Here is a 14013-nt window from a genome sequence, read left to right as displayed (position 1 = left end):
GGCCTCTGTTGACATCCCGAACCCGCGTTGCATTGATCGCGATGTGCCGTGCCACCTGTTCGCAGGGCACCGGTTTTCCTCCGCATGACCATCATGTGCGGACATTGTTGCGGGGCGGGAGTCGGGTATGTGGAAATCGAGGGCGAAGAAGGTCCTGCCGGTCATCATCCTGCTCATTGCGCTGGCCGGATACTACGGCTGGACCCGGATGCAGGCGCCCGGCCTGCCCGAGGGATTCGCCGCCGGCAATGGCCGTATCGAGGCGACCGAGATCGACGTGGCCGCGCTCACCGGCGGCCGGATCGCGAAGATCACCGTTGCCGAGGGCGATTTCGTCCGGGCCGGCGATGTTCTGGTGCAGATGGATCTGGCGCAGCTGAATGCCCAGAAACGTCAGGCCGAGGCACAGCTCAGTCGCGCGCGGATCGGTGTCGAGACCGCGCAGGCACTGGTCACCCAGGCCGAGGCGCAGGAACGTGCCGCTCTGGCGGCGGTGGATCAGGCCGCGTCGGTGGCGGAAGCGGCGGCGCAGCGGCTGGCCCGATCCGAGCAGCTTGCCGGGAGCAATGCGGTCTCGCAGCAGGTTCTCGACGATGATCGCGCCCGGGCCCGGCAGGGCAGGGCGGGCGTCGCTTCGGCCGAGGCCTCGCATGCGGCGGCTGTCGCCGGGATCAGTTCGGCAAGGGCGCAGGTCGTCGATGCCGAGGCTGCGGTCGAAGCGGCAGCGGCCATGATCGACGCGATAGAGGCTTCGATCGACGATGCCACCCTGACGGCCACGCGCGATGGGCGCATCCAGTATCTCATTGCGCAGGAGGGCGAGGTCGTCGGCTCGGGCGGGCGCATCCTCAGTCTCGTCGATCTGGGCGATGTCTATATGACGATCTTCCTGCCGACCTCGCAGGCCGGGCGGGTGCAGGTCGGGTCCGAGGCGCGGCTGGTGATGGATGCCGCGCCCGGTTTCGTGCTGCCCGCCACCGTGTCCTATGTCGCCGATGTGGCGCAGTTCACGCCGAAAACGGTGGAGACCGCCGACGAGCGCGAAAAGCTGATGTTCCGCATCCGCACCCGCATCGACCCCGCCCTGCTCACGCGCTATCTCGAATACGTCAAGACCGGCTTGCCGGGCATGGCCTATATCCGGCTGGACCCGGATGCGGAATGGCCGGCCTTTCTGGGCAATGTGGTGAAATGACCGGGGCGGCGGCGCCGGTCGCCAGCGTTGCAGGGCTGGGGCTGCGTTACGGCCGCGTCACGGCGCTCGATGACGTGACGCTGGACATTCCCGCCGGTCGCATGGTCGGGCTGATCGGGCCGGATGGTGTCGGCAAGTCCAGCCTGCTGTCGCTGCTTGCCGGGGCGCGGGTGATGCAGGCGGGCGATATCCGCGTCCTTGGCGGCGACATGCGCGATGCGGCCCATCGCGGGCGGGTCTGTCCGCGCATCGCCTATATGCCGCAGGGGCTGGGCCGGAACCTTTATCCCACGCTGTCAGTGCAGGAGAACCTCGATTTCTTCGGCGCGCTCTTTGGCCATGACCGGGCGGAGCGCGACCGGCGCGGCACCGAATTGCTGGCGGCGACCGGGATGCTTCCGTTTCGCGACCGCCCGGCGGCCAAGCTTTCGGGCGGGATGAAACAGAAGCTGGGCCTCTGCTGCGCGCTGATCCACGACCCCGACCTGCTCATTCTCGACGAGCCGACCACCGGTGTCGACCCGCTGGCGCGGCGCCAGTTCTGGGATCTGATCGACCGCATCCGCCATGCCCGCCCGCAGATGAGCGTGATCACCGCAACCGCCTATATGGAGGAGGCCGCGCGGTTCGACTGGCTGGTGGCGATGGATGCGGGCCGGGTGCTGGCCACCGGCACGCCGGCGGCGCTGCTTGAACGCACCGGCACGGCCAATCTGGACGATGCCTTCATCGCGCTGCTGCCGGGGCAGGCCGGGACCGTCGCCGAGCCGCTGGCGATCCCGCCGCGCGAGACGGGCGACCGCGACATTGCCATCGAGGCCGAGGGCCTGACCCAGCGGTTCGGAGATTTCACCGCCGTCGATAACGTCAGTTTCCGCATCCGGCGCGGGGAAATCTTCGGCTTCCTCGGCTCGAACGGCTGCGGCAAGACCACGACCATGAAGATGCTGACCGGGCTGCTCGAACCGACCGAGGGCCGCGCGCGCCTGTTCGGAAAGGAGGTCGACGCAAGCGACATGGCGGTGCGGCGGCGCGTGGGCTTCATGACGCAGGCGTTTTCGCTCTATTCCGAACTGACGGTGCGGCAGAACCTGGAACTGCACGCGCGCCTGTTCGCGATGGAGGAAGCCGCGATCGCGCCCCGCGTCGCGGCGATGGTGGCGCGGTTCGGGCTTGGCGATGCGATGGACAGCCTGCCCGCCGCATTGCCGCTTGGTATCCGGCAGCGCCTGTCGCTGGCGGTGGCGATGATCCACGGCCCGGAAATCCTGATCCTCGACGAGCCGACCTCGGGCGTCGATCCGGTCGCGCGCAGGGAGTTCTGGCGCATTCTCGGGGAACTGTCGCGCAAGGATGGCGTCACCATCTTCGTCTCGACCCATTTCATGAACGAGGCCGAATGGTGCGACCGCATCTCCCTGATGCATGCCGGCCGGGTTCTGGTCAGCGACACGGCAGAGGCGATCAAGGCATCCCGCGGTTGCGCAACGCTGGAGGACGCCTTCATCGCCTATCTGGAAGAAGCCATCGAGGAGGGGCCGCCCGAACCTGTCACCGCGCCCCCCGCGGCGCATGTGGCCGCGCCCGTGCAGCGGGCCGGGTTCAGCTGGCAACGCCTGCTCAGCTATTCGCGGCTGGAAAGCCTGCAACTGCGCCGCGACCCGATCCGGCTGACCATGGCGCTGGTCGGGTCGCTGCTGCTGATGGTGGTGATGGGGCTGGGCATCAACATGGATGTGGAGGATCTGAGTTTCGCCGTGCTCGACCATGACCAGACCACCACCAGCCGCGATTACGTGCAGGACATCGCCGGTTCGCGGTATTTCACCGAACATCCGCCGCTTGCGGGTCATGCCGATCTGGATGCGCGGATGCGCTCGGGCGAGCTGAGCCTAGCGATCGAGATTCCGCCCGGCTTTGCCGCGGATGCCGCGCGCGGCCGCGCGGCGGAGGTCGGGGCCTGGTTCGACGGGGCCAATCCCAGCCGGGCCGGTACCGTGCAGGGCTATGTGCAGGGGATGCACGCCGACTGGATCATGCGCAAGGGGCGCGAGACCTCCGGCGCGGTCCCTGCCGGCAGTTTCGAGCTGGTCACCCGCTACCGATACAATCCGGACGTGAAAAGCATCATCGCCATGGTGCCGGCAATCATCCCCATGCTGCTGATGATGATCCCCGCAATCCTGACCACGCTGTCGGTGACGCGTGAAAAGGAACTGGGCTCGATCATCAATTTCTATGTCACGCCGGTGACGCGGCTGGAATTCCTGCTGGGCAAGCAACTGCCCTATGTTGCGCTGGCGATGCTGAACTACCTGCTGATGATGGCCGTGGCCGTGACGCTGTTCGCCGTGCCCTTTACCGGCAGTTTTCCGGGGCTGAGCCTCGCGGCGCTGATCTATGTGAGCGCCGCCACGGCACTCGGGCTGCTGATTTCGGTCTTCATCGCCAGCCAGGTGGCGGCGCTGTTCGCCACGGCGCTGCTGACCATGATCCCGGCGGTGTCTTATTCGGGGCTGATCGACCCGGTCTCGTCGCTCTCGGGGTTCGGCCGGGTGATGGGCGCGATCTATCCGACGTCGTGGTTCATGACCGCGGCGCGGGGCGCGTTCTCCAAGGCGTTCGGCATCGCCGAGATGGTCGGGCCCATGCTGGCGATGGGAATCGCGGTGCCGGCCATCATCGGCGCCGCCGCCCTGTTCCTGCGCAAACAGGCGGTGTGATCCATGAATGCCAGGACCGTCCTGATCCTCGGAATCAAGGAACTGCGCGGGCTTCTGCGCGACCCGATCATGCTGGTGCTGATCGTCTATTCCTTTTCGCTGTCGATCTGGACGTCGTCCAACGCCGCACCCGAGGCGCTGGCTAATGCCGCGCTTTCGATCGTGGACGAGGATCAGTCGCACCTGTCCTCGCGCATCGTGTCATCCTTTTATCCGCCCTGGTTCGTGCCGCCGACGATGATCACCGCGGCCGAGATCGACAGCCGGATGGACGCCGGGCAGGACACCTTCGCGCTGCACATTCCTCCGGATTTCGAGCGCGACGTTCTGGCCGGAAAGACCCCGGCGGTCCAGTTGAGCATCGACGCCACCCGGATGAGCCAGGCCTTCACCGGCGGCGGCTATATCCAGCAGATCGTGACCGCCGAAGTGTCGGAATACGTCGCGGGATATCGCAGCGCGCCGGACCCGCCGGTGGAGCTTGCGCTCAGGGCGCGCTACAACCCGTCGCTCGATCCGGGCTGGTTCGGCGCCATCACCAGCGTGATCCAGTCGATCACCATGCTGTCGCTGGTGCTGACCGGGGCGGCGCTGATCCGTGAAAAGGAACATGGCACGGTCGAACACCTGCTGGTCATGCCGGTCACGGCGGCAGAGATCATGCTCTCCAAGATCTGGTCGATGGGGCTTGTGGTGCTGCTCGGGTCGGGCTTTGCGCTGGTGGTGGTGGTTCAGGGGCTGCTGGCGGTGCCGGTGCAGGGCTCGGTGCTGCTGTTCCTGGCCGGGGCGGTGCTGATGCTTTTTGCGATGACGGCGCTCGGCATCTTCATGGCGACGGTGGCCGGGACCATGCCGCAATTCGCGCTGCTGATGATGCTGGTGCTGATGCCGCTGCAGGTGCTGTCCGGGGCGATGACACCGCGCGAATCCATGCCCGAGATCATCCAGACCATCATGCTGGCCGCGCCGAACACGCATTTCATCCTGCTTTCGCAAGCGATCCTGTTCCGGGGCGCGGGGATCGAAACCGTCTGGCCGCAGTTTCTGGCGCTCGCCGTGATCGGCACGGTGCTGTTCCGGCTGGCGCTGCGCCGGTTCCGCGGCTTCCTGCGCTGAGGCGCGCCCGATCGACGGGTTTCGTGGCCGTTCCGCCGCAGCGGTGGCAATTCTGACGAGAATGTGAAACTATTCCTCCCTCAAGCATATCCAGGCCAGGCGCCTGACAACGACCAATGGGAGGGACATATGTCACAAACATCCCCGCCGGAGGATCCTGACGACCGGACCCCCGAGAATGCAAAGCACAGGGATCCGGCCCGCGAGGCGTTGGCCGGACACCAGGATCCGGAAACGAGTGTCGAGGCCCTGCCAGAGCCAGAAGGCTGTACCGATGTCATCAAGACCAGCTATTCGGTGGGGCAGGACAATATCGAACGCGCCCACCCGGTGGCGTTCGACATCCACAACCCCGTCTTCATGATTTCGGCAAGCGTCGTCGTGCTGTTCACGGCGGTCACGCTGCTGTTTCCGACCCAGCTCGGGCCGCTGTTCGATGCTCTGCTCGGCCTGGTCACGAGCAGGTTCGACTGGTTTTTCCTGCTTGCCGGGAACATCTTTGTCCTGGTCGCCATCGGGCTGATCCTGTCGCCGCTGGGCTCGATCCGGCTCGGGGGGCCGGATGCCACGCCGGATTTCAACCTGATGGGCTGGTTCGCGATGCTGTTCGCCGCCGGCATGGGCATCGGACTGATGTTCTACGGCGTGAGCGAGCCGCTCGGGCATTTCACCGCCGCCATGGATGGACCGGTTCTTGAAAACGGCGTGCGGACCGACTGGGCGCCGCTGAACGGTGCGGCCGGTGACGAACTTGCCTCACGCCGTCTGGCCATGGCCGCGACGATCTTTCACTGGGGGCTGCACCCCTGGGCGATCTATGCGGTGGTCGCGCTGGCGCTGGCGCTGTTTTCCTTCAGCAAGGGCCTGCCGCTGACGTTGCGCTCGGTGTTCTATCCGCTGTTCGGCGAACGGATCTGGGGCTGGCCCGGTCATGTCATCGACGTGCTGGCGGTGATGGCGACGCTGTTCGGGCTGGCCACTTCGCTCGGCATCGGGGCCGAGCAGGCGTCGGCCGGATTCAATTTCCTGTTCGGCTGGGAGGCCTCCGCGACCTCGAAGGTCATCCTGATCGTCGCCATCACGGCCGTCGCGACCGGTTCGGTCATTCTGGGCGTCGAGAAGGGCGTCAAGCGGCTTTCCGAACTCAACATGGGTCTGGCGCTTCTCCTGCTGCTTTTTGTGATCGCGTTCGGGCCGACATGGCAGATCATCACCGGGTTCTTCGGCAATCTGGGCTCCTACGTTGAAAATATCGTTCCGCTGTCCAATCCCTTCGGGCGCACCGACGACAATTTCCGGCACGGCTGGACGACGTTCTACTGGGCCTGGTGGATCAGCTGGTCGCCCTTTGTCGGCATGTTCATCGCACGGGTGAGCCGGGGGCGCACGGTGCGGCAGTTCCTGGTCGCGGTGCTGCTGGTGCCGTCGATCATCTCGGTCCTGTGGATGACCACCTTCGGCGGCACCGCCATTTCGGCCACGCTCGGCGGGTTCTCGGGCATTGCGGATGCGGCGCTGGAACTGCAGCTGTTCCAGATGCTGTCGCAACTGCCGCTGACCGGAATCGCGAGTTTCGTGGGCATCGTGCTGGTCATCGTCTTCTTCGTGACCTCGTCGGATTCCGGGTCGCTGGTGATCGACACGGTGGCCTCCGGCGGCAAGGTCCACTCGCCGCTGCCGCAGCGCGTCTTCTGGTGCAGCTTCGAGGGGCTGGTCGCGATCGCGCTCTTGCTCGGCGGCGGGCTGACGTCGCTGCAGGCGATGGCGGTGTCGACCGGGCTGCCCTTCACGATCGTGCTGCTGGGCGCCTGCTGGGCGATCATCACGGGACTGATCAACGAGCGGAAGGCGCTGATCCGCGACAACCAGATCCCGGCATCCTGACCGCCGGACCCGTGGCCACATGGCGGCCCGCCCGAAACAGGGCGGGCCGCCATATTATTCCGGGATTCCCGCCCCATGGGATCAGTCGCCCGGTCCGGGCGCCGGCGCGACCCGTTGTTTTCGGATGTCGCGGAGCAGGGTGGATCGCCCGCGCATCGCGGGCCAGGTCAACGGCCGGACAGGGGGAATGGAATGGCTGGGGTGGTAGGATTCGAACCTACGGTACACGGTACCAAAAACCGCTGCCTTACCGCTTGGCTACACCCCAACGCGCGGGCTAATTAGGCCGTCGGGCGCGCGGGCGCAAGGGGCATTTGCGAAAATCGCGCTCGCCCGCCGCGCCCAAGGACACCCGGCCCGCGCCGGCGTCAGAGGCTGGCGTCGAGCGCGACGAGAATCGCATCGGCCATGCCGCGGGTCGAGACCGGACCGCGCCCGTCCTCGCCCAGAAGATCGGGCGTGCGCAGCCCTTCGGCCAGCACCTGTTCCACCGCCGCCTCGAGCCGGTCCGCCTCGGCTCCTTCATCGAAGGAATAGCGCAGCGCCATGGCAAAGCTCAGGATGCAGGCGATCGGGTTGGCCTTGCCCTGGCCCGCGATGTCGGGGGCAGAGCCGTGGACGGGCTCGTAAAGCGCCTTTGGGCGGCCGTTGGCCATCGGCGCGCCGAGGCTGGCCGAGGGCAGCATGCCGAGGCTCCCGGTCAGCATCGCCGCCGCGTCGCTCAGCAGGTCGCCGAACAGGTTGTCGGTCAGGATCACGTCGAACTGTTTGGGCCAGCGGCAAAGCTGCATGGCGCCCGCGTCGGCATACATGTGCGAAAGCTCGATATCGGTGTAATCCGCATCGCGCACCGCCTGCACCACCTCGCGCCAGAGGATGCCGCTTTCCATCACATTGGCCTTTTCCATCGAACAGACCCGGCCGCCGCGCTTGCGGGCCAGATCAAAAGCCGCGCGGGCCACCCGGTCGATCTCGCGCTCGGTATAGCGCTGGGTGTTGATGCCGACACGCTCGCCACCTTCCTCGAAGATGCCCCGCGGTTCGCCGAAATAGATGCCGCTGGTCAGTTCGCGCACGATCATGATGTCGAGCCCGGCGACCACCTCGCGTTTCAGCGACGAGAAATCCGCAAGCGCATCGAAACACTGTGCCGGCCGCAGGTTGGCGAACAGGTCCATCTCCTTGCGCAGCCGCAGGAGGCCGCGCTCGGGCTTTACCGAGAAATCGAGCCCGTCGTATCGCGGCCCGCCGACGGCGCCGAGCAGAACCGCGTCCACCGCCTGCGCGCGGGCCATGGTGTCATCATGCAGCGGCGTGCCGTGCCGGTCATAGGCCGCACCGCCGACCAGGTCTTCGGAGACGTCGAAGGTCAGCCCGCGCCGGGCGCCGAACCAGTCGATGATGCGGCGCACCTCGGCCATGACTTCGGGACCGATCCCGTCGCCGGGCAGAATGAGGAGCGAGGGATTGGACATGACGGGACTCCGTTCGGTGGGAATGCGGTTTCGCCTAGCGCGCGGGGGCAGGGGCGTCAATATCGCCCGGTGCCCCGGCCGGCGCGGGCTCCAGATCGACCCAGACCAGACGGTGCCGGCTTGCGGCAAGGGCGGTGTCATGGCCCGCCTCGCCTTCTGCGGGCCAGAACACACCGGCACCGCGCACCCGCCATTCGCGCCCCGGCAGGACGTAATCGACACGCCGCCGCCCGACGCGCGGCCAGTCCACCGTGGCAAGCGCCTCCGCACCGGCGCGCTCCCCGCCGCCGGGGGCCGCGCCCGTGCTGCGGGGCCGCGGATCCTGCAGGCGGGGGTGGTCGAGCAGCGCCCGGATTGCGCCGCGATCCCCGTCGCTGGTCATGGGATCAAGGTTCGCCGCCCCGGCCAGCACCACGTTCTGCGGCACCTCGCCAAGCCGGCCGTCGAGCAGCCGCAGCCAGAGCGCGATCTCGTCGCGGTTGCGCAGGGCGTTGCGCCGCTCCGGCCCGTCAAACACAGGGGGCGTCGCATAGAAGGTCAGCAGCGACAGCACCCGGCCGCCGGGAAGCTCGACCGGCACCACCCAGTGAGCGGTGTCCGAAAGGCGCTGGATCGCCTGCGCCCCGGCCGAGGGAAAGGGCGAGCCGTCCTCGTGCTGCGGCAGCACCGCGCCCGGCAGATCGCGCCAGAGCAGGGCCGAGAAATCGCGCAGTTCGCTTTCGCGGATCGGGTGGCGCGACAGCACCGCCATGGCTTTCTGCCCCGTAAAGTCGCCGTATCCCTGCGCATCGCCCGGCCCGCCGCGCCGCCCGTCGCCGTCAAGATCGAGGTCGGTGGCCCAGCCGCTGTTGGGCCGGGCCGAAAAGCGATGCGGGTAATCCATGCCCGCGGCCGCGAGCGCCTTTGCGAGCGCCCCGAGCCCCGCGCCGTCGTGATCCCAGTCCACCCCCTGCAGCGCGAGGATGTCCGGGGCGATGGTGCTGATCACTTCGATCACGGCGGCGACCTGCGCGTCCTTGCCCCCGGCTATGTCGCGCAGCATCAGCCCCGGCCCCGCGCGGGTCAGATCGGTGTTGAACGTGGCGACGCGGATGGTTTCGGCCCCGCCGGGGAGCGGCCCGAGAAGCAGAAAGCCCAGCAGCAAAAGCGCAGCGGCCGAAAACACCGGCCGCCTGCCGCGCCGGGGCATCCGCGTGCCCGGCTCAGACCCAGGGACGATCCTGCGCAAGCCGTGCCTCATAGCTTTCGATGGCCGGCATCTGCTGCATGGAGAGCGCAATATCGTCGAGCCCCTCGAGCAGGCAGTGCTTGCGGAACGGGTCGATCTCGAAATGGAACACGTCGCCCTCGGCGCCGGTCACGGTCTGCGCCTCGAGATCGACGCTGATGCGCGCATTGCCGCCCTTTTCGGCATCCTTCATCAGCACGTCCACCTGTTCCTGCGGCAGGGAAATGGGCAGGATCCCGTTCTTGAAACAGTTGTTGTGGAAGATGTCGGCAAAGCTCGGCGCGATGATGCAGCGGATGCCGAAATCCTTGATCGCCCAGGGGGCATGTTCGCGCGACGATCCGCAGCCGAAGTTTTCCCCGGTCACGAGAATCTCGGCCTCGCGATAGGGGGGGCGGTTCAGCACGAAATCGGGCATCTCGTTGCCGTCGCGGTCATAGCGCATCTCGTCGAACAGGTTGATGCCCAGGCCGGTGCGCTTGATCGTCTTGAGGAACTGCTTGGGGATGATCATGTCCGTATCGACGTTAATCATGGGCAGCGGCGCGGCGATGCCGGTCAGCTTCTCGAACTTGTCCATGGGTGCGGACCTCCTGAAAAATGCGATGTCTCTGCGCACGGGCCGGGGCTCAGCGGTCCCCGCGCAGGTGGGCACGTAATGACAGGGCGAATGCGATCAGTCCCGCGCCGTTGAACAGCAGCTCGATCCCGAGAAGGATGCCAAGCAGCGTGATCGAGGCGACCGAGAAATTCGCAAGGATATAGACGGCAAGCAGGATCGAAAGCGCGCCCGTCACCAGCATCGGCCAGAAGAACCGCGTCTCGCGCATGCGCCAGGCAAAGACGAGCCGGACGATGCCGCTGGCCGCGACCAGAACCGTGACCAGCAGCGCCAGCGAAACCGTGCCTTCGATCGGGTTGATCAGGAACGACAGGCCGATCAGCGCGATCAGCGCCCCGAGCAGGATCGACAGCACCTTGCTGGCGGTGCGGGTCTCGGAAAACGCGGCGACGATCTGGATGATCCCGATCACCACGAAGATCACCCCGGTGACGGTGGTGACGGCGAGCGAGGCCGCCACCGCGTTGCCGAGCGCGAAAATCCCGAACAGCACCGAAAGGATGCCGAGTATCAGCCATTTCAGCCAGGGTCTCATCGTTTCTGCCTCTCTTTCGGCGGACATGCCGGATCGCCGCGCGGTCTGCTGCGCGTCGTTCGATGTTACGCCGGCTGCGCCATAAAGTCGCGCACATCCGCAAGGTGGCCCGCGATCCCCGCGGCGGCGGCCATCGCCGGGCTCATGAGGTGGGTGCGCCCCTTGTAGCCCTGCCGCCCTTCAAAGTTTCGGTTGCTGGTCGCCGCGCAGCGCTCGCCCGGGGCGAGCTGGTCCGGGTTCATGCCAAGGCACATGGAACAGCCCGCAAGGCGCCAGTCGAATCCCGCATCGCGGAAGATCCGGTCGAGCCCCTCTTCCTCGGCCTGCAGCCGCACGAGGCCCGAGCCCGGCACCACCATGCCGCGCACGCCTTCGGCCAGCTTCCGCCCCTTCAGCACCTCGGCGGCGGCACGCAGATCCTCGATCCGCCCGTTGGTGCAGGAACCGATGAAAACCACGTCGATCGGGATATCGGTGAACTTCGTGCCCGGCGTCAGCCCCATGTAATCGAGGCTCCGCTGCGCCGCCGTCACCTTGCCGCCTGCAAAGCTGTCCGGGTCGGGCACCGATGCGGTGATGGGCAGCGCGTCCTCGGGGCTCGTGCCCCAGGTGACGGTCGGGGCGATGTCCTCGCCGCGGATCGTCACGACCTTGTCCCAATGGGCATCGTCGTCGGATTTCAGCGTCTTCCACCAGGCGAGCGCGGTTTCCCACTGGTCGCCCTTTGGGGCGTGGGTGCGGCCTTTCACATAGGCGAAGGTGGTCTCGTCCGGGGCGATGAGCCCGGCGCGCGCGCCGCCCTCGATGGCCATGTTGCAGATGGTCATGCGCCCTTCCATGGACAGGTTGCGGATGACCTCGCCGCAGTATTCGATCACATGGCCGGTGCCGCCGGCGGTGCCGGTCCGGGCGATGATTGCCAGCACCACGTCCTTGGCGGTGACGCCGGGTGCGAGGCGGCCGGTGACCTCGACCCTCATGTTCTTCGATTTCTTCTGCACGAGCGTCTGCGTGGCCAGCACATGTTCGACCTCGGACGTGCCGATCCCGTGGGCGAGCGCGCCGAAGGCGCCGTGGGTGGCGGTATGGCTGTCGCCGCAGACCACGGTCATGCCCGGCAGGGTCCAGCCCTGTTCGGGGCCGACGATATGCACGATGCCCTGGCGGATATCATTCACCGGATAATAATGGATGCCGGATTCGCGCGCGTTGCGGTCGAGTTCATCGACCTGGATGCGCGATTCCTCGTTCTCGATGCCCTTTTCGCGGTCCCATGTGGTGGGCACGTTGTGATCGGGAACGGCGATGGTCTTGTCCGGCGCGTGAACCTTGCGGCCGGCCATGCGCAGCCCCTCGAAAGCCTGCGGGCTTGTCACTTCGTGGACGAGGTGGCGGTCGATATAGAGAAGGGTGGTGCCGTCCTCGGCCTCGTGGGCGATATGGGCATCCCAGATCCTGTCATAGAGCGTCTTGGGGGACATGGTCCTCTCCCGGGGTCAATGGCGTGAAATGTAAGGGGCAGCTGCGCGGGAAAGGCGCATCATAGACGGGCGGTCACCGTCAGAATCATCCCGTGGAACCGCCACGGGAGGCGCGCATGATCGTCCATGTCGAAAACGCGGGTCATGGAGATGAGATATAGCGCCTGCCGCGCTCCTGCAAGGATGCTTTGGACAATCCCGAAAAAGGCATGGCGGTCGGCGCCGGCAAGGGTTTCAAGGCTCTTGCGCTAACGCATCCCGCCCGGAGGCCGGACAGTCCCCCTATGGCGCGGGCTCGCTGAGCGCGATGCGGCGGTCATGAACCGGCCGCTTTTCACGCTGCGCTGCGAATATCTCGTTCAGGGCCGCTCCGAACGAATTTCCGTCATCGGTGAACCGCTGCCCGATCCCCGCGCAGGCAGCAATCCGGCGGGCAAGGCGTTCCTTGTCCCGGGCAAGCGCGGCGATCGCCGCAACATAGCCCTGCAGATCGCCCGCCTGCACGACCTCGACCGCGTCGCCTGCGTAGGCAACCGCCGGACAGGCATCCGATGCGACCGGCGGACGACCGGCAAGCGCCGATTCGATGACGACCTGATTGAAGCCCTCCATGAATTCGGGACGGGTCGGCACGATCGAGATCTGGCACGACGTCAATACCTGTCGCAGCTTGCTGCGGTCGCACCATCCATGAAAGACGAACTGATCGCCGAGTCCGGCCTCTTGCGCCATCGCCACCATCTGGTCGAACGCTCCGCCGACGCCGCAAATCTGGAACCGGACCGCCTCTTTCATGGAGCGCAGGGCATCGGCGATGGCGATCAGGTCCAGCGCCCCCTTGTCGGCCTCGATCCGGCCAATGAACGCAATGTTCAGGACGTCACAACTCGTATCTGCGGGAGGCAGGCCGCCGTAATGTTCCTGTTCGTAGAGCGGAAGAAATTCGAGGATGGGCGTGCGGCCCTTTCCCGCAAGCTGCTCGACCTGTGCGGTGACGGCGTGGGACGCGCTCAGCACCGGTGTGCTGCCGCTGGCGTAACTCTTGCGGAAATCATGCAGCCGCAACCGCTGCATGATGCGCAGCGGGCGGCCTTCCTGCCACAACCTGGAGTGCAATGCCTGCACCACGGTTATTCCGCGCCGGCGAAGCGGCTCATAGAGCATCGGGATGTTGTCTTCGCCGACAATGACGAGATCGGCGCCGAAATCCAGCGCGTCCCGCATGTTCGCTTTGGCCTTTTCCCGAAAGCTGCGATAGAAGCCCAGGCCGGACTTTCCCTCGGAAAGATCCGGGCGATACACGAGCGAGATGCCGTCGTGACTCTGGTCGGCGGTGCGGTGGTGCGAGCAGGTGATAAGGGCTTCGGCATCATGCCGGGCGCAGGCATCCATCACCTGACGCGAGTATCCGACATGGGAATTGATGAGATCGCGACGACCGGCTTTCCATTCGTTGAACGACTGGAAAGCGTCTCCCGGACCCGCGGTATAGAAGATCTTCGGCATCATTTCCTGTTCGGAGCGGAGCTCTGGCGAGCTGGTGGTGTTTTCGGGGATGCTGGCGCAGCTCTCCGGGTCAACCGTGCGCGAGGTCCCCAGGGTTTCTGGAACATCCGCCGGCTGTGAATTGAAATACCGATCAGCAGTTGCTAACTTTGACGAGAGACGTGACGGCAATCGTAGCCGCGCGGACATATGACAGCAAGGAGGATTTCGTCCTGGTATCTGACGCCGAAACGGCACTCGCCGCCCAT

General features: G+C 66.2%; 10 protein-coding genes and 1 tRNA gene. 4 read left to right on the top strand and 7 right to left on the bottom strand.

The annotated features are described in order from the left end of the window. The first annotated feature begins 127 nt into the window (after window positions 1-127). The 4 genes from B0B01_RS04435 (at window position 128) to B0B01_RS04420 (ending at window position 6918) form a co-directional block, all read left to right on the top strand. On the top strand, window positions 128-1195 hold the full coding sequence (locus B0B01_RS04435; RefSeq protein WP_076647958.1) for an HlyD family secretion protein: 1068 nt from the start codon (window positions 128-130) through the stop codon (window positions 1193-1195). After that, window positions 1192-3918, top strand: coding sequence for a ribosome-associated ATPase/putative transporter RbbA (rbbA, locus tag B0B01_RS04430; RefSeq protein WP_143733011.1), 2727 nt, complete (start codon window positions 1192-1194; stop codon window positions 3916-3918). Before B0B01_RS04435 ends, rbbA begins: the two co-directional genes overlap by 4 nt. 3 nt (window positions 3919-3921) lie before the next feature. After that, entirely contained in the window at window positions 3922-5034 is a 1113-nt protein-coding gene (locus B0B01_RS04425; protein WP_076647952.1) for an ABC transporter permease, read from the top strand. A gap of 129 nt (window positions 5035-5163) precedes the next feature. Beyond that, on the top strand, window positions 5164-6918 hold the full coding sequence (locus B0B01_RS04420; RefSeq protein ID WP_083946039.1) for a BCCT family transporter: 1755 nt from the start codon (window positions 5164-5166) through the stop codon (window positions 6916-6918). Window positions 6919-7111: 193 nt separating this feature from the next. Here B0B01_RS04420 and B0B01_RS04415 read toward each other — a convergent pair. The 7 genes from B0B01_RS04415 to B0B01_RS04385 form a co-directional block, all read right to left on the bottom strand. Beyond that, window positions 7112-7186 (bottom strand) — tRNA-Gln (locus B0B01_RS04415). Window positions 7187-7286: 100 nt separating this feature from the next. Further along, window positions 7287-8393 carry a 3-isopropylmalate dehydrogenase gene (gene leuB / locus B0B01_RS04410; protein ID WP_076647946.1) on the bottom strand — a complete coding sequence of 369 codons (1107 nt, stop codon included), beginning with the start codon at window positions 8391-8393 and terminating at the stop codon, window positions 7287-7289. A gap of 34 nt (window positions 8394-8427) precedes the next feature. Then, window positions 8428-9558, bottom strand: coding sequence for an endonuclease/exonuclease/phosphatase family protein (locus tag B0B01_RS04405; RefSeq protein WP_234967703.1), 1131 nt, complete (start codon window positions 9556-9558; stop codon window positions 8428-8430). A 37-nt stretch (window positions 9559-9595) separates the two neighbouring features. Next, window positions 9596-10201, bottom strand: a complete 606-nt coding sequence (gene leuD / locus B0B01_RS04400) for a 3-isopropylmalate dehydratase small subunit (RefSeq protein ID WP_076647939.1) — start codon at window positions 10199-10201, stop codon at window positions 9596-9598. Between the two features lie 49 nt (window positions 10202-10250). Beyond that, a complete protein-coding gene (locus B0B01_RS04395) occupies window positions 10251-10778 on the bottom strand; it encodes an HdeD family acid-resistance protein (RefSeq protein ID WP_076650047.1) in 528 nt (175 codons plus the stop codon). A 65-nt stretch (window positions 10779-10843) separates the two neighbouring features. After that, entirely contained in the window at window positions 10844-12259 is a 1416-nt protein-coding gene (gene leuC, locus B0B01_RS04390) for a 3-isopropylmalate dehydratase large subunit (RefSeq protein WP_076647936.1), read from the bottom strand. Between the two features lie 282 nt (window positions 12260-12541). Beyond that, on the bottom strand, window positions 12542-14002 hold the full coding sequence (locus B0B01_RS04385; protein ID WP_143733010.1) for a glycosyltransferase family 4 protein: 1461 nt from the start codon (window positions 14000-14002) through the stop codon (window positions 12542-12544). Window positions 14003-14013 lie beyond the last annotated feature (11 nt).

It is taken from the genome of Pontibaca methylaminivorans (genome assembly GCF_900156525.1).
Lineage (GTDB): Bacteria > Pseudomonadota > Alphaproteobacteria > Rhodobacterales > Rhodobacteraceae > Pontibaca > Pontibaca methylaminivorans.
Note: the sequence above shows the minus strand (reverse complement) of the source record. Positions and strands in the feature narration are given on the sequence as shown.